Annotated in this window: 17 protein-coding genes and 1 pseudogene; 4 read left to right on the top strand and 14 right to left on the bottom strand. The window is 72.2% G+C overall.

The genetic code is table 11. The features are described 5' to 3' along the window. Nucleotides 1-16 precede the first annotated feature (16 nt). Both P3T41_RS18710 and P3T41_RS18705 read left to right on the top strand, forming a co-directional pair. Nucleotides 17-1,177 (top strand): SPFH domain-containing protein, encoded by a 1,161-nt coding sequence (locus P3T41_RS18710; RefSeq protein ID WP_280691065.1) that lies wholly within the window; start codon nucleotides 17-19, stop codon nucleotides 1,175-1,177. A 14-nt stretch (nucleotides 1,178-1,191) separates the two neighbouring features. Next, a complete protein-coding gene (locus P3T41_RS18705) occupies nucleotides 1,192-2,085 on the top strand; it encodes a C40 family peptidase (RefSeq protein ID WP_280691064.1) in 894 nt (297 codons plus the stop codon). A gap of 75 nt (nucleotides 2,086-2,160) precedes the next feature. On the opposite strand, the gene P3T41_RS18700 is transcribed toward P3T41_RS18705, so the two are convergent. Continuing rightward, complete coding sequence (locus P3T41_RS18700; RefSeq protein ID WP_280691063.1) at nucleotides 2,161-3,120, bottom strand: aldo/keto reductase; 960 nt, start codon at nucleotides 3,118-3,120, stop codon at nucleotides 2,161-2,163. Between the two features lie 135 nt (nucleotides 3,121-3,255). On the opposite strand from P3T41_RS18700, the gene P3T41_RS18695 reads away from it, so the two are divergent. After that, nucleotides 3,256-3,453: a hypothetical protein gene (locus P3T41_RS18695; protein WP_280691062.1), complete on the top strand. Its 198-nt coding sequence runs from the start codon at nucleotides 3,256-3,258 to the stop codon at nucleotides 3,451-3,453. A gap of 39 nt (nucleotides 3,454-3,492) precedes the next feature. Here P3T41_RS18695 and P3T41_RS18690 read toward each other — a convergent pair whose 3' ends face one another. The 8 genes and pseudogenes from P3T41_RS18690 to P3T41_RS18655 all read right to left on the bottom strand — a co-directional run bounded on the left by P3T41_RS18690 (nucleotide 3,493) and on the right by P3T41_RS18655 (nucleotide 13,491). Further along, entirely contained in the window at nucleotides 3,493-4,437 is a 945-nt protein-coding gene (locus P3T41_RS18690) for an endo alpha-1,4 polygalactosaminidase (protein WP_280691061.1), read from the bottom strand. Continuing rightward, nucleotides 4,425-5,177, bottom strand: a complete 753-nt coding sequence (locus P3T41_RS18685; RefSeq protein ID WP_280691060.1) for a spherulation-specific family 4 protein — start codon at nucleotides 5,175-5,177, stop codon at nucleotides 4,425-4,427. The genes P3T41_RS18690 and P3T41_RS18685 overlap by 13 nt, the downstream gene beginning before the upstream one ends. Further along, entirely contained in the window at nucleotides 5,174-6,115 is a 942-nt protein-coding gene (locus P3T41_RS18680) for an NAD(P)-dependent oxidoreductase (protein WP_280691059.1), read from the bottom strand. The genes P3T41_RS18685 and P3T41_RS18680 overlap by 4 nt, the downstream gene beginning before the upstream one ends. Before the next feature lie 119 nt (nucleotides 6,116-6,234). After that, nucleotides 6,235-6,939 (bottom strand): annotated as a pseudogene (locus P3T41_RS18675) (sugar phosphate nucleotidyltransferase); the annotation flags it as partial. 56 nt (nucleotides 6,940-6,995) lie between these two features. After that, on the bottom strand, nucleotides 6,996-7,988 hold the full coding sequence (locus P3T41_RS18670) for an SDR family NAD(P)-dependent oxidoreductase (RefSeq protein WP_280691058.1): 993 nt from the start codon (nucleotides 7,986-7,988) through the stop codon (nucleotides 6,996-6,998). Between the two features lie 141 nt (nucleotides 7,989-8,129). Further along, complete coding sequence (locus P3T41_RS18665) at nucleotides 8,130-9,635, bottom strand: hypothetical protein (RefSeq protein ID WP_280691057.1); 1,506 nt, start codon at nucleotides 9,633-9,635, stop codon at nucleotides 8,130-8,132. Then, nucleotides 9,632-11,080, bottom strand: a complete 1,449-nt coding sequence (pelF, locus tag P3T41_RS18660; RefSeq protein WP_280691056.1) for a GT4 family glycosyltransferase PelF — start codon at nucleotides 11,078-11,080, stop codon at nucleotides 9,632-9,634. The genes P3T41_RS18665 and pelF overlap by 4 nt, the downstream gene beginning before the upstream one ends. Before the next feature lie 173 nt (nucleotides 11,081-11,253). Next, nucleotides 11,254-13,491 (bottom strand): hypothetical protein, encoded by a 2,238-nt coding sequence (locus P3T41_RS18655; protein WP_280691055.1) that lies wholly within the window; start codon nucleotides 13,489-13,491, stop codon nucleotides 11,254-11,256. A gap of 384 nt (nucleotides 13,492-13,875) precedes the next feature. Between P3T41_RS18655 and P3T41_RS18650 the strand changes: the two genes are divergently transcribed. Next, complete coding sequence (locus tag P3T41_RS18650; protein ID WP_280691046.1) at nucleotides 13,876-14,817, top strand: tyrosine-protein phosphatase; 942 nt, start codon at nucleotides 13,876-13,878, stop codon at nucleotides 14,815-14,817. Between the two features lie 15 nt (nucleotides 14,818-14,832). On the opposite strand, the gene P3T41_RS18645 is transcribed toward P3T41_RS18650, so the two are convergent. The 5 genes from P3T41_RS18645 to P3T41_RS18625 form a co-directional block, all read right to left on the bottom strand. Further along, nucleotides 14,833-15,780 carry an RNA polymerase sigma factor SigF gene (locus P3T41_RS18645; RefSeq protein ID WP_280691044.1) on the bottom strand — a complete coding sequence of 316 codons (948 nt, stop codon included), beginning with the start codon at nucleotides 15,778-15,780 and terminating at the stop codon, nucleotides 14,833-14,835. Between the two features lie 172 nt (nucleotides 15,781-15,952). Next, the gene (locus tag P3T41_RS18640) at nucleotides 15,953-16,882 is read right to left on the bottom strand and encodes an RNA polymerase sigma factor SigF (RefSeq protein WP_280691122.1); all 930 of its coding nucleotides are present in this window, start codon (nucleotides 16,880-16,882) and stop codon (nucleotides 15,953-15,955) included. 230 nt (nucleotides 16,883-17,112) lie between these two features. Continuing rightward, on the bottom strand, nucleotides 17,113-17,406 hold the full coding sequence (locus tag P3T41_RS18635; protein ID WP_280691043.1) for a Dabb family protein: 294 nt from the start codon (nucleotides 17,404-17,406) through the stop codon (nucleotides 17,113-17,115). A gap of 72 nt (nucleotides 17,407-17,478) precedes the next feature. Next, nucleotides 17,479-17,643 carry a hypothetical protein gene (locus P3T41_RS18630; RefSeq protein WP_280691041.1) on the bottom strand — a complete coding sequence of 55 codons (165 nt, stop codon included), beginning with the start codon at nucleotides 17,641-17,643 and terminating at the stop codon, nucleotides 17,479-17,481. A gap of 393 nt (nucleotides 17,644-18,036) precedes the next feature. Continuing rightward, complete coding sequence (locus P3T41_RS18625; protein WP_280691039.1) at nucleotides 18,037-18,996, bottom strand: Gfo/Idh/MocA family oxidoreductase; 960 nt, start codon at nucleotides 18,994-18,996, stop codon at nucleotides 18,037-18,039. Between the last annotated feature and the right edge of the window lie 84 nt (nucleotides 18,997-19,080).

The following is a 19,080-nucleotide window of genomic DNA, read 5'->3' as shown; positions in this document are numbered from 1 at the left end:
ACTCTGAGGATCCCGCATGGACGTCCCCCGCGATTTCCCCCGCGATCTCGCCCGCCGCTCCCTCGCCGGCGCGACCCCGCTCCCGAAGGGGTCGATCGGCACCGGTCCCGGTCCCGATCCCGTCGCGCTCCTGGCCCCGGCTGCTCATCCACAACGTGTGGACACCCGTGCCGAGGTCGCCGCCCGCCGCCCCCCGAAGGTGGACCCGGAACTGCGTGAGCGGGCGGCGTTCGCGCTCCCCGGATGGGTGGCCCTGCTCGCGCTGCTGCTCTCGTTCGGCTCGGTCGGCCTGGTGCTGGCCCGGGTCGGGCTGATCCCGCAGCTCGCCGACCCACTGCCCGACCTGCGCGGCAGCGCTGCCCGGCTGGCGGGTGGGCCGGTGGTGACCGGGTGGGCACTGGCGGCGGCGACCGTGGGCGCGCTGGTCGGCCTGGTCGTGCTGGCAGGGCTGCTGGCCAACGCGGGCGGTGAGACCCGGGTGCTCAGCCGCTGGGGGCGCTACCGGGGGACGGTGCGTCGGGCGGGGCTGCTCTGGGTGAACCCGCTGGTGCGCCGGCGCCGGGTGGACGTCCGGCTGCGGCACTGGCGCAGCGACCCGGTCCAGGTCACCGACCGGTCCGGGACGCCGATCGTGGTCCGGTTGCTGGTGGTCTGGCGGATCAAGGACAGCGCCCGCGCGGTCTTCTCGGTGGGCGACCACGAGGAGTACCTGCGCGAGCAGATCCACGCCGTGCTGACCCGCACCGCGAGCACCCTGCCCTGCGACAGCAACGCGGCCCCGGGCCCCGCGCTGCGCGACGGGCAGTGGTTCGCCGACGAGTTGACCCGCGCGTTGGCGGCCGAGGCGGCTCCGGCCGGGCTGGAGGTGTTCTCCGTGCAGCCGCTGGCGCTGGAGTACGCGCCGGAGGTGGCCGAGTCGATGCGCCGCCGCCGGCTGGCCGACCTGGACGCGGGGCTGCGCACGGTGCTGGTGGACGACGCGGTGGAGGCCGCCGCGCTCGCGGTGCGCCGGCTGGAGCGGGCCACCACCCACGAGCTGGACCAGGCCGCCCGCAGCGCACTGATGGAGCAGCTGCTGGTCGCCTTCGTCGCACCCGCCGGGGTGCCGAGCGCGCTGCCGGGCACCGTCCCGGCACCTGCCGCCGGGCATTCCGTTGGGCGCGCCGCGAAGAAGTAGGAAGGGAACCGCACATGAAGATAGCCACCGACCCCGCCCTGATCGGATTCGAGGAGTGGCACGGCGAGTCACCGGTGCCGCAGGCGTGCAGGTGCCCGCACTGTGTGGCCCGGGCCGGTTCGCGGGCCTGGCCGGCTACTCGGCCCGGCCGAATACCGCGGCTCAACCGCACGGTCCGGGGCGCCTGCCTGGCCACCACCGTCCTCGCGGGGGCCGGCGTGCTGGGCCTGGGCCTCGATGCCGGGACCGCCGCCGCCGAGTCGGCCCCGAGCGGCCCGGGCTGGGACGGTTCGCGCTACTGGTTCAAGAACGAGTCGGGGGAGTGGCGCTACACCAGCCACTACGACGTCTATCTGAGCCGGACCACTGCCACCACCAGCAGCACCAGCACCACCAGCGAGAACGGCATCCAGCAGGGCTGGGACGGCTCGCGCTACTGGTTCAAGAACGCGGCGGGCGAGTGGCGTTACACCAGCCACTACGACGTCTACCTCAGCCGCATCGGCGCCACCAGCGGCGCCCCGTCCCCCGCCGCCCCCACCAACAGCAGCACCGAGCCGGCCATCGCCTTCGCGCTCGCGCAGCTCGGCAAGCCCTACGTCTGGGGCGGCAACGGGCCCAGCGGCTACGACTGCTCAGGCCTGGTGCAGCAGGCGTACCGCCGGGCCGGGATCGACCTGCCCCGGGTGGCGGACGACCAGTACGCGGCCACCACGCCGATCAGCGCCGACCAGTTGCGCCGCGGCGACCTGCTCTTCTGGTCGGACAGCGGCCGCGCCTCCGGCATCCACCACGTGGCCATCTACCTGGGCGACGACCAGTACGTCGAGGCCCCGCGCCCGGGTCGCGGCGTCCGCATCTCGACGCTCAACGCCGGCTACTTCCCGACTCAGCTGGGGCGGCCCTAGGTCCTGTCAGCTCCTCGCAGGCCCCGCGTCGATCCCTGTCCACAGGCTGTGGACAGGGATCGACGTGTTCCGCCGTCACGCCGAGGCGGCGTCCAGCAGTGCCAGCTCCTCGCCGGTGAGCCGCAGCGTGGTGGCGGCCAGCAGCGGGGCGAGTTGCTCGACGGTGCGGGCGCTGGCGATGGGGGCGGTGACCGTGGGCTGGGCGATCAGCCAGGCGAGCGCCACGGCGGCGGGTTCGACCTGTTGGGCGGCGGCGACGGTGTCCAGCGCGGCGAGCACCCGCGGGCCGCGCGGGTCGGCCAGGTGGCGGAGCGCGCCTTCCGCGCGGCGGCTGTCCACCTGCGGGCCGTCCACCCGGTACTTGCCGGTGAGGAAGCCGGCGGCGAGCGCGTAGTAGGGGACGGCGGCCAGCCCGTGCTCGGCCACCACGGCGGCCAGCTCGCCCTCGTAGGTGGCGCGCGAGACCAGGTTGTAGTGAGGCTGCAGGGCGACGTACTTGGCCAGGCCCTCGCGGTCGGAGAAGTCGAGCGACTCGGTCAGCCGTTCGGCGCTGATGTTGGAGGCGGCGATCTCGCGGACCTTGCCCTCCTTCACCAGCTCGTCCAGCGCGCCGATGATCTCGGCCACCGGGACCTCGGGGTCGTCGAAGTGGGTGTAGAGCAGATCGATCGTCTCGATGCCGAGCCGGCGCAGCGAGGCCTCGGTGGCGGTGCGGATGTTCGCTGCGCGCAGGCCCATGGCCTGCGGGTGCCGGCTGATCTTGGTGGCCACCACGATCTGGTCGCGGTTGCCGCGCGAGCGCAGCCAGTTGCCCAGGACGGTCTCCGACTCGCCGCCCTGGTGGCCCGGGACCCAGGCGGAGTAGCTGTCGGCGGTGTCGACGAAGTTGCCACCGGCGGCGGCGTAGGCGTCCAGGACCGCGAACGACTGGGCCTCGTCGGCGGTCCAGCCGAAGACGTTGCCGCCGAGCGCGAACGGGTGGACGGAGAGCTGGGAGGGGCCGAGGGGGACGCGGGCGACGTCGGTGGTGGTCATGGTGTGAACAACCAGCGCCGTCCGATGGCCATTCCGGGGCGAGGGGTGAGCGGTCGGGCCATCTCTCGCTCTTTTGGATCAGCCGCTCACCCCGGGCTGTCCCGGGCAGGCCCGGATTGGTTAGAGTCCCATGCCATGGCTGAGAACAACTATGAAGACCCCGCCGGCAGCACCCAGATGTTCCGGGCCTTTGTGGAGACGCCGGCGGCCCAGGCCCCGAGCAACGTCTCCGTTCACCGCAGCAACGGCGGCGGCCGCGGCGGCCTGATCGCGGTCGTGGCGATCGTCGCGGTCGTCGTGGTGGTCGCGGTGGTCTGGCTCGCCGCGAGCTGACCGCTGGTCAGGACAGGCCGACCCGGGCGCGGGTCGTGATCAGCACGGCTCGCGCCAGGCGTCCAGGTTGAGGTGCTTCTCCATCGAGCTGAGCTGGAGCTGCTTGGACTGCGCGCAGTACTGGCTGTTCGGCACGTTGTACTCGACGTGCAGCACCGCCTTGCCCTCCTTGATGAAGGGCGTCAACCCGTTGCACTCCTGGAACTCGGCGCACTGCTCGTCGACCGAGAAGTCGAAGTAGTCGACCAGCTGCGGGACCTGGTTCACGTCGTTCTTCAGGGCCACGCCGAGGCCGCGTTGGTGGGCCAATCCGGCGATCATCTTGTTGAAGGCGAGTTGGTCGTCGGCGGTGACCGGGAAGCCGGAGTTGTTGGAGTAGGCCTCCAGCAGGTCGGGCTCGACCGCGTCGAAGCCCTTCTCCTTGCACATGTCGAAGCGCTTGGCCAGCAGCGGCTCCAGCACGTTGAGCTGCCGGATGTCGAACCACTTCTCGCCCTTCCAGCCGTCGGCCGAGCCGAGCGCCGAGCCAGGGAAGGCCGAGGCGTCGGGGCGGAAGCTCTCCCAGGCGCCGACGTTGAGGTAGCAGATCACCTTGCGGCCCTTGGCATGCAGCGCGGCGACCACCGAGGCGTCGTTCTCGAAGCCGTCGATGTCGTAGACCGGGACGTCGACGGACTGGTCGACGGTGCCGCTGAGTTGCCACTGCCAGGCGGTGCCCGGCGCGGGGTGCCAGTAGGCCGGGGCCGCACCGCTCGGCGACCCGGACGCCGCCCCCGACCCGGACGCGGATGGGCTCGCAGGCCGGCTCGGCGGCGCGGAACTCGGTTGTCCGGTCGCCGAGTTCGCCGCGCTGCCGGTCGGGATCGGCTCGGGCGAGTCCGAGTCGTCGCCGCCCCCGTCGCTGGAGCAGGCGCTCGCCAGCAGCGCGGTGGTCAGGCTCAGGGCGGCCAGCAGGGCAGCGGTACGACGGCTCACTGCGGACACTCCAGATGCCTCGGATCCGGCGGTGGCGGGGCAGGGCTTCCCATGCTGTCCGACGGTACGTCAGTTGTGCCCAGCCCGTGCGGCGACGTGGCCCAGGGGTTGTCGCCGCTCCCGGGTACCGCGCAGCCGAAGCCGGCCCGGCGGGAGGTGATCAGCGCGGCCGCCGCCTCGGCCCGCTCGGCCGGGACCTGGTAGACCAGGTGGCAGAACCGCTCGGCCGGATGATGAGCCGTCCAGAGTGGCAGCACCAAGGCGCCGTACTCGGTCCAGCTGCCCTCGAAGGTGACCAGCAGATCACCGAACTCCGGCTCCGCGTACGATGGTTCAGGATGCAGACCGTGGCCGAGCACGACCAGGTCGCAGCCGGCCGCGCGGGCCGCGGTGGCCAGCCGGCGGTAGTGCGCGAGGGCCGCCGGGTGGGCCGCGACCTGGTCGAAGTAGACCCCGGTGGTGCCGTACCACTGACGGTGGTTCAGCAGCTCGGCGATCACGCAGGCGTGCGGGCGCCGGCCGTAGCCGGTGTCCACGTAGCCGAGCAACGGGATGCCGGCCTTGGTCAGTTCGGCCGCGGCCTGCATGAAGACCGGTTCCGGCTCCGCGCCGGGGCCGTCGGCGATGTTGAGCACGACCGCCCGCACCCGCTCGGGGCCGGCGGCCGCGACCGCCTGCCAGGCCGCCGGGTCCACCGCGGGGTGGACGTACAGCGGCACCAGCAGGCGGATCGGGGAGGTGCTGGTCATCGGGTGCCGGCCGCCTGTGGGCCGGCGCTCGACGCGGTGTTCGGTGGGCCGCTCGCCGCGGTGCTCACGCTGCTCCAGAGGTCGCGCAGGCTCTGGTCCAGCGCGATCCGGGGCCGCCAGCCGAGCGAGAGCTCGGCCGCCGAGATGTCCCCCTGGTGCCAGGAGACGTCGGCCGAGCGGTCCGAGCCGGTCCCGGTCTCCTCGATCCGGCCGGTGAAACCGGCCGCCGCCGCCAGTCCCTCGGCGATCGCCCGGACGGGCTGGGCGCGCCCCCCGGCGACGTTGAGGATCCGCGGCAGCGGTGCGGCGGCCAGCGCGGCGGCGACCACCGCCGCGCCGACGTCGCGGGCGTCCACGAAGTCGCGGTAGGCGGACAGGTCGCCGACCGTCACCACCCCGCCGGGGCGGGCGGCCAGTTCGGCGGCCAGCCGCCCCGGCAGTGAGGCGGCCGAGGCGCCGGGGCCGATCGGGTTGAAGACCCGCAGTGAGACCGCGTCCAGTGCGGACTCGGCCACCGCCAGGGTCCCGGCCAGCTTGGTCGCCCCGTAGATGCCGGTCGGGCGCGGCAGGTCCCGTTCGCTCAGCGAGCTGCCGGGATCGGCCGGGCCGTACTCGCCGGCCGACCCGAGGTGGATCAACCGTGCCTTGGGGCAGGCGAGTTCGAGCGCCTCGACGAGTACGGCCGGGCCCCGGGCGTTGACCTCGCTCTGGTGTCGGGCGCTGCCGGCCACCGCTCCGGCGCAGTTGACCACCAGCTCCGGTGCCAGCCGCCCCAGGCCGACGGCCAGCAACTCGACCTGACAGTTCGTCAGATCAACCCGCAGGTCGTGGGCCGCACGCCGACCAGCGGTCGCCAGTTCGGCTCCCGGCAGTTCCCGCAGGGCGGTGGCGACGTGCCGGCCCAGGAAGCCGTCCGCGCCGAGCAGCAGGATCCTCACGCGGCCCGCCCGTCTGCCGCGCCGACCGGGGTGGGTTCGTCCAGTTCCAGCTCGACGGCCTCCTCGACCTGGGCGCCGGTCCGGCTGAGCTCGTTCAGCGCGCGCTCGGTGCGGTCGTCCCGCAGCAGCATCGAACGGCGGCCGGCGAACTCGGCGTTGGCCCGGTCGTAGTCGTCGGGACGGCCGATGTCCAGCCAGTAGCCGTCGAACTCGTAGGCGGCCGGCGGGGTGTCGGCGCCCAGCAGGTCCAGGACCAACTCGTCGAACCCGAGCGGAAGTCCGGGGGTGTAGCCGGCCAGGGCCGCCCGCGAGACGCCGTAGACGCCCATCGAGACGCGGTAGTCCATGCTCGGCTTCTCGCGGAAGGCGGTGATGCTGCCCGCCACGGCGGTCAGCACCCCGAAGTCGATCTTGACCTCACGGGCATAGGTCGCGATGGTCAGCGGCGCCCCGGAACCCTCGTGGTGCTTCAGCACCCCGGCGAAATCCAGGTCGGTGAGGATGTCGCCGTTCATCACCAGGAAGTTCTCGGGCAGCCGGTCGAGCATGGTCAGCAGCGGGCCCATGGTGCCCAGTGGCGTGTCCTCGACGGCGTAGCCGACCCGCAGCCCCCACTGCGAACCGTTGCCGACGTAGGCGCGGATGATGTGGCCGAGGTGCCCGATGGCGAGCGTGACGGTCTTGAAGCCGGCGGCGGACAGCTGGCGCATCACGATCTCCAGGATCGCGTGCTGGTCGCCGATCGGAACCAGCGGCTTGGGCAGGGCGGTGGTGTAGGGCCGGAGCCGAACGCCTTTGCCCCCGGCCAGGATCACTGCGTGCATGGTGGTCTCCCCCACGATGAGGTGGACGTGCTCAGACGAAGTTGACGTGGACGGGCTCAGACGTTGTACAGGTCGGTCTTGTAGCGGGCCAGGTTGGCCGGGTCGCGGAAGAAGGCGATGGTCTTCTCCAGGCCCGCCTCCAGCGAGTACGCGGGCGCCCAGCCGGTGGCCGCGCGCAGCCGGCCGGCGTCGCAGACCAGCCGCATCACCTCGGAGCCGGCCGGGCGCAGCCGCTGGCTGTCCTCCTTCACCGTCAGCTCGACCTCCATCAGCTTGCCGACCAGGGTGACCAGGTCGCCGACCGAGATCTCGCCGCCGGTACCGGCGTTGAAGGTGCGGCCGACCACGGTCGCGGCCGGCGCGGTGCCCACCGTGTGGAAGGCCGCGGCGGTGTCCTTGACGAACATGAAGTCCCGGGTGGGTCGCAGGTCGCCCAGGGTGATCTCGCGGGCCCCGGCGGCGATCTGCGCGATCACGGTCGGGATCACCGCGCGCATCGACTGGCGCGGGCCGAAGGTGTTGAACGGCCGCAGGGTGACCACCTGGGTGTCGAAGCTGGCGTGGTAGGAGTCCGCCAGCCGGTCCCCGCCCGCCTTGGAGGCCGAGTACGGGGACTGGGTGTTGATCGGGTGGTCCTCGGTGATCGGGACGGTCTGCGCGGTGCCGTAGGTCTCGCTGGTGGAGGTGTGCACCAGCCGCGGGATGTCCTGGTGGCGCACCGCCTCCAGCACGTTGAGGGTGCCGCTGACATTGGTGTCGATGTAGGAGTGCGGTGCCTGGTAGGAGTACGGGATGGCGATCAGCGCCGCCAGGTGGTACACCGCCTCCGCGCCCTTGACCAGGCCGTTCACCGAACCGGGGTCGCGGACGTCGCCGAGCACGATCTCCACCGAGTCGAGCGTGTGCGCGTCCAGCGTCTCCAGCCAGCCGAACGAGGAGAAGGAGTTGTACTGGACCATGGCTCGTACCCGGTGCCCGTGGGCGACCAGATGCTCGGTCAGGTGGGAGCCGATGAAACCTTCGGCTCCGGTGACTGCGACAGTGCTCATGTCAGTGAACTGCCTTCGCTGTGTGGTGTGGTGACAGACCATCAGTGTGGAGGTCCGGAGTGCGTCGCGGCGCCATACTGGAGATTTCCCAGCGCTTGTTCAGCGGTTGTTCAGCAATGGTGAAAGTTGTACGCCGGTCTTTCAGCGGTGCCGGGTGGTGCGCCCGAGGACGACCACGGCCAGCGGTACCAGCAGTGCGGCGGCTGCTCCGCAGCCGTACAACTGGACGCTGCTCGGGTCGCCGCCGGTCAGGGCGGCGGTGATCTCGAACCCGGCCGCCGCGAGACAGAGGCCCGAGGTTCGCCAGGCGACCGACAGGGCCTGCAGCAGCAGCGCCGTCCACAAGGTGGCGGCGAGCAGCAGCAGCGCGGTCAGCCGGGTCGGACCGATCAACGGGGCCCGTGCCCACACGGCGGTGGCCGCGTAGTCCAGTGCGGTGACCGCGAGCAGGTAGCCGAGCAGGCAGCCGGCCAGCGCCAGGGCGGTGCGGCGGCGGAAGTCGGCCGAGCTGGTGCTGCTGCGCAGCGCCCGGGTGGCCAGGCTCCGGTAGCGGTAGAGCAGCCATTCGGCCAGGCCCAGACTCAGCGTGAGCGCGACCAGGGCGGGCCCGGTGGCGCCCGCGCCGGGTACGGCGGGCGCGGTGGGGCGCACCGCGTGGTGCAGGGCCGGACCGAGCCCGGCGATCATGGTCAGGGTGCCGACGGCCAGGCCGAAGAGCCCGGACGCGGTGGTCGCGGACCAACTCGGCCCGCTGGCCCGGGCTCCGCCGCCGCTGAGGCGACGGCCCAGCTGCCAGGCCGCGAGGCCCACCGCGGCGACCAGGGTGGCCAGCAGGATCGCCGCCTTGGCCCAGGCGGGCAGCCGCACCGCCAGCACCAGCGCGGCACCGGTGGCGGACGGTGCCAGCGCCGCGAGCAGCAGCTTCTCCTGGCCGAGCACCAGCAGCGCGGTGGCCGCACCCAGGTAGAGCGACTGCCCGATGATGAAGAGCAGCGCGGCCAGCGGACCGCCCAGGAGCCAGCCGGTGCCCGCGGCCAGCAGCGCGCCGAGCGGTGCGCCCAGCGCCAGCGTGCGGGCCGCCGAGCGGCGGTCGGCCAGGCTCAGCCAGCCGTACGCGCGGTGCGCGAGCGCCTGGTTGAAGGCCCAGCTGAGCAGGGTCGCGGCGGCCAGCGCGGCCATCCCCGAGGGCAGGCCGAAGCGCAGCCGGTGGGCGCTGAACAGGTCGGCGCCGAGCAGGTAGGCGAGCCCGGGCAGCGCGAAGACCAGCCCGCGCAGCAGGCAGCGCCACGGGTCGGCCCGCCAGGGATCGGCGTCGGCCGGGGCCGGCCCCGGGTAGCGGCGGGCGACCTTGGCGAACAGGTCCTCGGCCAGCGTGAAGGCGTCCGCCCGGCCGTAGACCAGCGCGGCCTGCTCGTCGGTCAGGCCGTCCGACTCCAGGAACGCCGCGATCTCGTAGGGGTGGACCGCGTCCGCGCACAACTCGGCGAGCCGGTCGGCGAGTTCGTCCAGCGGGTCGGGCGAGAGCTCGGGGTGGGCGGCAGCCGGCACCGGCCGCTGGCGGCGGCGCGGCAGGGTGCGCAGCCGCATCGTCTCCTCGGCCCACCCCGGCGTGCCCTCGTCCGGGACGAGCCTGAGCGGCCCGCTCATGCGGCGCCCTCGGCGGCGAGCAGTCTGGTCGACTCCGGCCGCTGTCCGAGCAATTCGGCGTAGATGCCGCGGAAGGCGTCGATCGTCTGGCGCAGGGTGAACTGTTCGACCACCCGGATCCGGGCGCCCGCGCCCATCACGGCCCGGCGCTCGGGGTCGCGCAGCAGCTCCAGGGCGGCCCGCGCCATCGGCTCCGGCTCGCGCGGCGGCACCACCAGACCGGTGTCGCCCACCGCCTCGCGCACCCCGCCGACATCGGTGGACACGGTCGCCCGCCCGGAACTCATCGCCTCGATCAGGGTGAACGGGAAGCCCTCGCTGATGCTGCTGAGCATCACGATGCTGCCGGCCGCGTACGCGTCCTTGATGTCCTCGACCCGGCCCTCGAAGGCCACCGAGTCGGCCAGCCCCAGCTCGGCGGCGAGCGCGATGCAGCCGTCCCGGTAGCCCTCGGCGCCCCGCGCGGTACCGCCGAACAGGCGCAGCCTGGCGTCGGGCAACTCGGCCTTGACGATCGCGAAGGCCCGGATCAGCGTCTCCAGGTCCTTGATCGGGTCGACCCGGCCCGCCCAACTCATGGTCGGCAGCTCGGGCTCGGGCCCGGCGGCCGGGAAGAGCTCGGGGTCCACCCCGTTGTAGACGGTGCGGATGTTGGCCGAGGGCGTGCCCCCGCGCTCCTCCCAGCGCCGGTTGTACCGGTTGCCGGGGGTGACCAGCGCCGCCCGCGCGTAGCTCTCCTCGGCGAGCATCCGGTAGAAGCCGAGCAGCAGCGCCTTGACCGGCCAGCGGTACGGTCCGGTCCGGTAGCCGAGGTAACGTTCCCTCAGGTAGATGCCGTGCTCGGTGAGCAGGAACGGCACGTTGTGCTGCTGGGCCGCGATCAGCCCGGGCAGTGCGGCCAGGCCTCCGCTGACCGCGTGGGTCACTCCGTCGCTGGGCGCCTCGACGACCAGCGGGCGCAGCGCGTGCTCCAGCAGGTCGGTGGCGTGCAGCGCGTCGTGCAGGGTGGGTTCGGCGGCGGCGGTGGGCAGGTAGGGGCGGGTCCAGACCTCCTGGAGGGTGCGCAGCGCCGCTTCGCCGCGCAGTGCCGGACCGAGCAGGCCGCGCCGGGCGAAGTCGGCGAAGCCGTACAGCTCGGTGCCGAAGTGCGTGGCGTAGACCGGGTCCAGGACGGAGTGCAGGAAGCGCTCGTAGGCGTCCAGGAAGCGGCGCAGCTCCCGGCCGCGCGGCGGCTTGCCGGGTGCGGCCGGGCCCCAGAGCGGGGCGGTGGTGACCTTGCGGACCCAGCCGGGCAGTTGCCAGGCGAGCTCCTCGTTGCCGGTGCCGGTCACCGCGATGACGTCGAACTCGACGTCGGGCATGCCCTGGACGAGCTGGTCGCACCAGACGCTGACGCCGCCGTGCGCGTGCGGGTACGTCCCCTCGGTGAGCAAGGTGACACGCATCTTGCTTCCCTTCCCCCCAAATCGGTTGCGCCCGCTGGCGATCGGGCGCGCTGCGGCAGCTCCGGGCCGCGCGGGGTCGCCGCGCGGCCCGGACCGGTCGCGTCCTGGTGCTCGTTGGTGCTGGCGGTGCTGTGCTGTCGTGCGGCTGGTGCCCGAGTTGCCTCTGGCCGGCGCTACTTCTGGTCGCCGGTCGGCACCAGCGAGCCGGCCCTGGTCCGCTGGGTGTCACCGGGGCCGACGGCGACCGGCTTGGCGGCGCCGGCCGGGACGGTGGTCCTCGGTGCCTTGACGACCTTCTTCGCGGCGCCCGCGGCCGCGTTGACCGTGCTCGACGAGGCCTTGGCCGCGCTCGGCGTGGCCGCCGACGCGAGCCGCAGGTTCACCGTGCCCTGGAACGGACCGGGAGCCACCCAGCCGGACAGCTCACCGGCGTAGGCGGTGCCGAACTGCGAGCCGCCCAGCAGGAACTGCTGGATGGTGCCGGTCGGCATGGTGGCCTCGACCCGTACGCCCGACGGCGCCTGCACGGTGACCGTGCCGCCGATCCGGTAGCCGGTCACCTGACCGGCCGCGACCGCCGCGTTCCAGGCGGAGCGCTGCTGCAGCTCGGTGCCGATCTGGCTCTCCCGCAGGTTCACGATCGGGGTGTTGGCCGCGTACAGGTTCTTGTAGGTGCCGAGGATCGAGTCGAGCACCGGGTAGGCGATCTGGTCCTCGGCGAAGTTGGACTGGTGGATGAAGTTCGGCCGCGGGTCGTTGTCCAGCACGTAGCCGAGGTCGATCCTGGTCTGCGTCGGCACGATGTACGAGGCGTAGCCGGTGCTGGTGTTCAGCGGCGCGGGCAGGCAGGTGGAGTTGGCCGAGCTCTCGCAGATCCCGCTGCCGCCCTGGGCCTTGCTGGTGTAGATCCAGTTGTACTCGTCCACCTCCTCGTTGGTGTGACCCGCGTTGTAGAAGACGTTCATCGGGTAGCGCGGGACGGTCAGCGTGCTGCTGCCCACCGCGCGCTGGTTCGGCTCCCGGGAGGCGTCCGAGCCGGTCCACTTGATCCCCTCGGCGGCCAGCGCGGGCGCCAGGTTCGGGTTGTCGACCGGCTGCTGGGGCAGCGTCAGCAGGCCCGAGTGCTCACCGGTGATCAGCTCGGTCGGGTCGATCGGCAGGCCCTGCTGCCCGGCCCAGGTGAGGTTCTGCTGGATCTCGCTCTGGATGGTGGCCTGGTCGACCCACGCGGTGTTGCCACCGGCGTCCGTCGTGCACTGCCACGGCACCACGGTGACGTTCTGCACGCAGCCGAGGAACGGGTGGTCCCAGGTGTGGTTGATGAACCGGAACGAGCCGGCGTCGGCCTTGAAGGCGGTCAGCAGCGGGTCGGTGGTGGTGTTGTTGTCGGACTCCCAGTCGCCGCTGCCGCCGCCGTTGAAGGCGAAGTCGAGGGTGAAGCCGTTGGCCTTCTCCCACTGCGCCAGCGTGTTGACGTCGGCCGGCGTCATCCGGATCGGGTTGTTGTCGGTGTTGCCGCTGCCCGGCGGGCAGGTGACGTCACCTGGGGTGCACTTGAGCGTGGTGTCCCAGCGGTCGTCGGAGAGGAACAGGTCGTCCACGTGGACCGCGAAGTAGTTGCGGTCGTAGCCGAGGTGGATGCCCTGGGTCAGCCAGTCCACGAAGCCGCGGGCGAGCAGGCGGTACTGCTGCTGGTACTGGTTGTAGACGAAGGTGACCACCAACTCCTTGCGGCTGTCGTGGTCGTACTCGCCGACCAGCGAACCGCGCGAGCCGCTGCCCGGGATCGGGGCGTCCACCAGCGGCGTGAAGGAGGCGCCGGCCGGCAGCGTGGTCAGCGGGGTGGCCAGGTAGCCGTAGCTGGTGCTGACACCCGGTTCGGGCTGCTCGAACGGGACGCTGCCGTTGAGGTAGTCGAACGGCCCGGCCAGGCCGGCGGTGGTGACCGCGCCCTGGGTGCCGTCCAGCGAGCCGATGTAGCCGGGGTTCTGCGCCCAGTTCAGGCCGACGCCGGGACTGGCGTAGGTGTACGCGTCGATCTGCCGGATCCCGAACGTCGCCTCGTAGGCGGCGAGCGCGGTCATCTCGGCGGAGCCGGTGCCGAAGGGGTTCTCGTTGGGCAGCACGACGCCCTGGAACTTGGCCCGGGGGGCGCCGTTCAGGGTGTCGCTGAGGAAGGCGGAGGTGATCGTCGGCCGGTTCGGGTCCGACAGCTTCACCACGGTGTACGGAGTTCCCTCACTGGCCAGTTCGGCGGTGATCGCGGCGGTGGCGGGGCCGCCGTCGTCCACCACGAGCACGGTGAGGTCGATACGGTTCTGGACCGCCGCGAAGGCGGTCGAGGTCTGCAGTCCGGCAGCCAGCAGTCCGGCAGCCGCGCAGGCGGCAGCACGACGGGTCGCTCGACCCATGGTCGGTGTTCCTCCCCTGAAAAAGGACGGACTGCCCCCGCGTCCGCCCTTTGATGTTCCTGCTCATCCCCCGCGTCGCACGGTCCGCCGTGCGAGGCACTGCGGACCATCGTGGGGCAGAACTGCCTGCTTTTTGGGCCGAATGAGTGAGAGTGCAGCGAATCTGTCATAGACGTTCACTCGTGAGTCATGTTCGGCACCTAGTAGTCGTTAAGGCGCCCTTAAGGGAACAGAAATCGGTCGGATCATGACAACTTTCGCTTTATGAACGTGTCTCGCATGTCGAAACATGTCGTACACGGTCGCTGGACCGGGTGCGGCCGAGCCGCCGCCGCTTCGTACCCTGGTCGGACCGAACGATCGTGAGCTGACCTGGAGGCCCCAGTGACCGAGCAGTCCGAGGCACCCACCGTGGCGACCACCGCGGCCGCCGCCGAGGAGCTGGCCGCCCGCAGCCTGGGCCTGGCGGGCGCGGTCAACGCCCGCGACCTCGGCGGCTACCGGACCGCCGACGGGCGGGTGCTGCGCACCGGCGTGGCGCTGCGCAGCGACGGCCTGCACCGGCTGACCGAGCCCGACCTGGCGGTCTTCGCCACCCTCGGGGTGCGCCACGTGGTCGACCTGCGCAGCCTGGACGAGGTGCGCGAGGCCGGCCCCGACCGGGTGCCCGGGCTGCCGGTGGCCGACATCTCGGCCGTGGAGCTGTCCGACCGGCCGTTGCGGGTCAGCGCCGCAGGACCGGACGGGATCACCCTGCACCACCTGCCGGTCTTCGCCGCCGACTACGACATCTACGTGGCGCTGCGCGACGCGCTGGCCGAACGCGACCCGGCCAGGCAGCACGCGCTGCTCGGTGAGGGCCGGGCCGGGCAGATCATGATGGGCCTCTACCGCTGGTTCGTCACCGACCCGCTCGCCCGCGACCGGTTCGCCACCGTGCTGCGCCTGCTGGCGAGCTCCGACGGGCCGCCGGTGCTCTTCCACTGCACCGCGGGCAAGGACCGCACCGGCTGGACCGCCGCGCTGCTGCTCACCGCGCTCGGGGTGGACCGGACCACGGTCTACGAGGACTACCTGCTCACCAACGTGCGCTCCGCCGCGATCATCGAGCACATCGTGGACAGCTTCGGCACCCGCGGCCTGATGGAGGACCCGTCGCTGCTGCTGCCGCTGTTCCGTGCCGACCGCGACTACCTGGCCGCCGCCTTCGCCGAGGTCGAGGCCGGCTGGGGCAGCTTCGCGGCGTTCTGGCAGGACGGCCTCGGCCTGGACGACGCGGTGCTGACCGGCCTGCGCAAGAACCTGCTGGGTGACGCCGGACGCTGATGGGGGCCGGGCGGGTCACCCCTCGCTGGTCAGGCCCTCCCGCAGCTGGGTGAGGGTCCTGGTCAGCAGCCGCGAGACGTGCATCTGCGAGATGCCGATCTCCTCGCCGATCTGCGACTGGGTCAGGTTGCCGAAGAACCGCAGCATGATGATCCGCCGCTCCCGGGGCGGCAGCTTGGCCAGCAGCGGCTTGAGCGACTCGCGGTACTCCACGCCCTCCAGCGCCAGGTCCTCGTAGCCCAGCCGCTCGGCCAGCGGCCCGTCGCCGTCCTCCTCGCCGGGAGTCGAGTCCAGCGAAGTGGCGGTGTAGGCGTTGCCGACGGCCAGGCCCTCGACCACGTCCTCCTCGCTGACCCCGAGGCAGGTGGCCAGCTCCGCCACGGTGGGGGAGCGGTCGAGGCGCTGGGCGAGCTCGTCGCCCGCCTTGGTCAGCGCCAGACGCAGCTCCTGCAGTCGTCTGGGCACCCGGACCGACCAACTGGTGTCCCGGAAGAAGCGTTTGATCTCGCCGACCACGGTGGGCATCGCGAAGGTGGGGAACTCCACCCCGCGATCCGGGTCGAATCGGTCGATCGCCTTGATCAGGCCGATGGTGCCGACCTGGACGATGTCCTCCATCGGCTCGTTGCGGCTGCGGAACCGGGCCGAGGCGTAGCGCACCAGCGGCAGGTTCAGCTCGATCAGGGTGTCCCTGACGTAGGTGTGCTCGGCGCTGCCGGCCTCCAGCGTGGCCAGCCGGCGGAAGAGCGAGCGGGAGAGGGTGCGGGTGTCCAGGCCGGGAGCCGACGTCGGCTGCGGGACGGGCTGCTCGGCGACGGGCTGCCCCGGGACGGCCGGCTGGGCGACGCTCGGCTGCGGGCCGACCGGCGCCGCCGCGGCCTGGACGGCCACCGACTGCTGCGGAGCGTGCTCGGCCACCGCCGTACCACCGTGGATCTCTGCGCTGCCCAGCTCTGCGGACATGCACCCACCCCCTCGTGACTGGTCCAACGGGAGCCCCCGCTCGACGGTTCCCCGGTGCGCGCCGAGTGATCGGCGTCCCCCAACCGGTTGCTTACCGGAACCGCGAGCGCGGCAAACCCGAACATCGCGAGTTGTCACGCGGCGGTAACGCGCAGCGATGTCCTCTCGCGGTTCACTCGTCCCAGCTGTTGCCGGTGCGAAGCCTGGTGAGGATGCGCGTCAGGAGACGGGAGACGTGCATCTGTGACATGCCCAGCTCGTTGGAGATCTGGGACTGCGTCAGGTTGGCGAAGAAGCGGAGCATGACGATCCGGCGCTCCCGCTCGGGCAGTTGCACCAGCAGATGGCGCACCATGTCGCGGTGCTCCACGTCGGTCAGCGCCGAGTCCTCGTAGCCCAGCCGGTCGAGCAGGGCCAGGCCGCCCTCGTGCTCCTGGGCGGCCTCCAGCGAGGCGGCGTTGTAGGCGCGTCCGGCGTCCAGGCAGGCCCGCACGTCCTCCTCGGGGATCCGCAGGTTGGCGGCGATCTCCGGGACCTTGGGGGTGCGGCCGTGAGTGACCGTCAACTCCTCCATCGCGCCGCTCACCTGGACCCACAGCTCCTGCAGCCGGCGCGGGACGTGCATGGTGCGCACGTTGTCGCGGAAGTAGCGCTTGATCTCGCCCAGGATGGTGGGCAGCGCGTAGGTCGGGAACTGCACGCCACGGCTGGGGTCGAACCGGTCGATCGCGTTGATCAAGCCGATGGTGCCGACCTGGACCACGTCCTCCATCGGCTCGTTGCGGCTGCGGAAGCGGGTGGCGGCGTAGCGGACCAGCGGGATGTTGACCTCGATCAGGGCGGCCCTGACCTGCTCGCGCTCGGGTGCCTCGGCGGGCAGCTCGGCGAGGCGCTCGAAGAGCACCCGGGTGAGGGTGCGCACGTCGATCGGGCCGGGGGCGCCGAAGTCCACGGCGGCCTCGGGCCGCGGGGCGGGGTTCGGGGTGGCACTGGGGCTGGTGCTCGGCGCGGCGTCCGGTTCGGCGTCCGGGTCCGGGTCCGGCTCGGAGTCGGGCCCCGCGCCGGGGCCGCCCGTGCCGGTATCCGGCGTGTCGTCCTGGATCCGCACGGACGCGTCACCCTCCCTCGGTTCACCACCTTGTCCTGCCCGGCAAAATCGGTCATAGCATCACAAGCTGGACGCCATCCGTTCAAGTACCGGTCAGAGGCGTGTTGCTGACCTGACGTCAACAAGACGACGACCCCCCGCCTGCGATCAGGGCTCGTCTCGAGCCGTCGCGGTGCGGGGGGCCGTTGGATCGTGCGAATACGATCGAATTGCTCGGGAGCGGATCAGACCACGAAGTCGGCGACCACCAGGGTGGCGATCTCGCGCCACAGCTGTGCGGCCGCAACATGCGCCGGATGGGTGGCGTAGGCCTGCAGCGCGTCCTGGTCGGCGACCAGGCTGTTGATCGCGAAGTCGTAGGCGACCTCGCGCGGGCTGATGTTGAAGCCGTGCTGCCACTCCAGCAGCTCGGGGACCTGCTGGTCGAGCCCCTCGAACGCCTTGGCGGCGGCGAGCGCGCGCTCGTCGTCCTTCGCGATGCCTTCGTTGAGCTTGAACAGGACCAGGTGGCGGATCACGGGTGCTCCTTGCGGGGCCGAGGGTGGACCCCGACAAAGTAACCCGGGTGGCCCCGCCGCCGAGCCCCGGTCCTATTTGATGAGACCGGTCATGAACGCTCCGACCGACTTGGCCGCGTCCGAGATCCCGACGAAGCCCGACTGGACCAGCTCCGCAGCGCGCGCCGGCGAGTGGATGATCGTGTACGCCACGAAGATCAGCAGTAGGTACATGCCGATCCGTCTTGCCTGTGCCATCGGAACCGCCCGCCTCCGCCTGTCCGCTCCCAGCCCCGTGCCCGCGCCCGAGATGCTCGCGAGGCCCAGCGTGCAGCTTATCCACCAGATGGCCGAATCAGGTGTGCGACGCGTTCACTCCGCAGGACGAAGGTCCCCGGGAGTCGGGCCCTTGTACGGATGTTCCGGGCCGCTCGCGACGGCAGGATGGTTGTCGTACCGAGGATCTGGCAGGAATCGACGGTACGTGGATCCGGAGTTCCCCGCTGTGGGACCGGTCGTCGTGCTTCCCCCTGATGCGGCGCCGGTTGTGGGACCTCCGCCGGGGGAGCGGTCCCCTTCCCCCGGGATCGCTCCCCCCACCTCTTCGCTGACGCTCGATCAGCTAGGGCCGCGCTTCAGGTCTGCCGGGCATCAGGTCTGCTGGGCGAACTCGCCCGGCCGGAACACGTGAGTGGCGGTGTCGCGGTCCAGCCGGTAGGCCGCGGCGACCAGGTCGAGGGCGGCCAGGCCACCGTCGCGGCGGCTGCCGGGAGCGTCGATCGCGGCGCCGAAAGCGGTCAGCACCTTCTGGTACTCGGGCCGGGGCGCGGTGTCCGAGCCCGGGTGCCCGGCCGGCAGGTCGGCCCGCAGGACCCGTCCGTCGGCCAACGTGACCTCGACGTCCCGCACCTCTCCCGGGTGGCGCCGGTCCAGCTCGACCTTGGCCCGGCGCGGTGTCGGCCCGGCCGTGACCAGGTCGATCACCGCCCGCCGGTCCACCCCCGTCGGATCGCGCTCGATCGCGGCCCGCACCACGCTCAGCTCCGCCTCGCCGAAGAGCAGCCGGACCAGGTCGAAGGCGGCCGGCCCGCGATCGGCCAGACAGCCGTCGCTGCCGTCACGGTGCTCCTCGAAGTGGCGCACCTTGACCCTGGCGATCGGCGCTCCCGCGCAGGCCGCGACCAGCTCCAGCAGCGCGGCGTCGTGGCGACGGGGGAAGGCGGCGAAGAGCACCAGCGAACGCTCGGCGGCGATCGCGGCCAGCGCCCGGGCATCGGAGACCTCGGTGGCCGGCGGGTGCTCCACGCAGACCGGCAGCCCGGCGGCCAGCAGGTCCCGGCAGAGCCCCGCCCGCCCGCCGCCGGGGCCGGTGACGATCGCGCCGCCCAGGTCGTGGTGGGCGGCCAGCAGCGCGCGGTGGTCGCGGTACACGGGGACGCCGACGGCGCGCGGATCGATCGGCGTGGCCTCGCCGAGGTCGCAGGCAGCGGCGAGGGCGAACGCCGGGTCGGCCTCGGCCGCGGCCAGGTAGCGCACGCCGATCAGGCCGAGGCCGATGACAGCCAGCTTGCGAGGGGCCGCCGCGGGGGCGAACGGGGACGTCGGCGGCATACGGGGTGGGCCTCCTCGCTCGCGGTCCAACAGTCGGCGGGTGTCGTCCAGGGATCCGTGCCAGCCTGCCGATCGGGCTGAGGG

The sequence above is a fragment of the Kitasatospora sp. GAS204B genome, assembly GCF_029892155.1.
Classification (GTDB): Bacteria; Actinomycetota; Actinomycetes; order Streptomycetales; family Streptomycetaceae; genus Kitasatospora.
This window is presented reverse-complemented; position numbering and strand designations above follow the sequence as displayed.

Excerpts from the sequence above, each read along its gene's own strand:
- P3T41_RS18705 (WP_280691064.1), top strand. The coding sequence starts at position 1,192 with ATGAAGATAGCCACCGACCCCGCCCTGATCGGATTCGAGGAGTGGCAC.
- pelF (WP_280691056.1), bottom strand. The coding sequence starts at position 11,080 with ATGCGTGTCACCTTGCTCACCGAGGGGACGTACCCGCACGCGCACGGC.
- P3T41_RS18630 (WP_280691041.1), bottom strand. The coding sequence starts at position 17,643 with ATGGCACAGGCAAGACGGATCGGCATGTACCTACTGCTGATCTTCGTG.
- P3T41_RS18710 (WP_280691065.1), top strand. The coding sequence starts at position 17 with ATGGACGTCCCCCGCGATTTCCCCCGCGATCTCGCCCGCCGCTCCCTC.
- P3T41_RS18670 (WP_280691058.1), bottom strand. The coding sequence starts at position 7,988 with ATGAGCACTGTCGCAGTCACCGGAGCCGAAGGTTTCATCGGCTCCCAC.
- P3T41_RS18685 (WP_280691060.1), bottom strand. The coding sequence starts at position 5,177 with ATGACCAGCACCTCCCCGATCCGCCTGCTGGTGCCGCTGTACGTCCAC.
- P3T41_RS18695 (WP_280691062.1), top strand. The coding sequence starts at position 3,256 with ATGGCTGAGAACAACTATGAAGACCCCGCCGGCAGCACCCAGATGTTC.
- P3T41_RS18665 (WP_280691057.1), bottom strand. The coding sequence starts at position 9,635 with ATGAGCGGGCCGCTCAGGCTCGTCCCGGACGAGGGCACGCCGGGGTGG.
- P3T41_RS18645 (WP_280691044.1), bottom strand. The coding sequence starts at position 15,780 with ATGTCCGCAGAGCTGGGCAGCGCAGAGATCCACGGTGGTACGGCGGTG.
- P3T41_RS18655 (WP_280691055.1), bottom strand. The coding sequence starts at position 13,491 with ATGGGTCGAGCGACCCGTCGTGCTGCCGCCTGCGCGGCTGCCGGACTG.
- P3T41_RS18625 (WP_280691039.1), bottom strand. The coding sequence starts at position 18,996 with ATGCCGCCGACGTCCCCGTTCGCCCCCGCGGCGGCCCCTCGCAAGCTG.
- P3T41_RS18700 (WP_280691063.1), bottom strand. The coding sequence starts at position 3,120 with ATGACCACCACCGACGTCGCCCGCGTCCCCCTCGGCCCCTCCCAGCTC.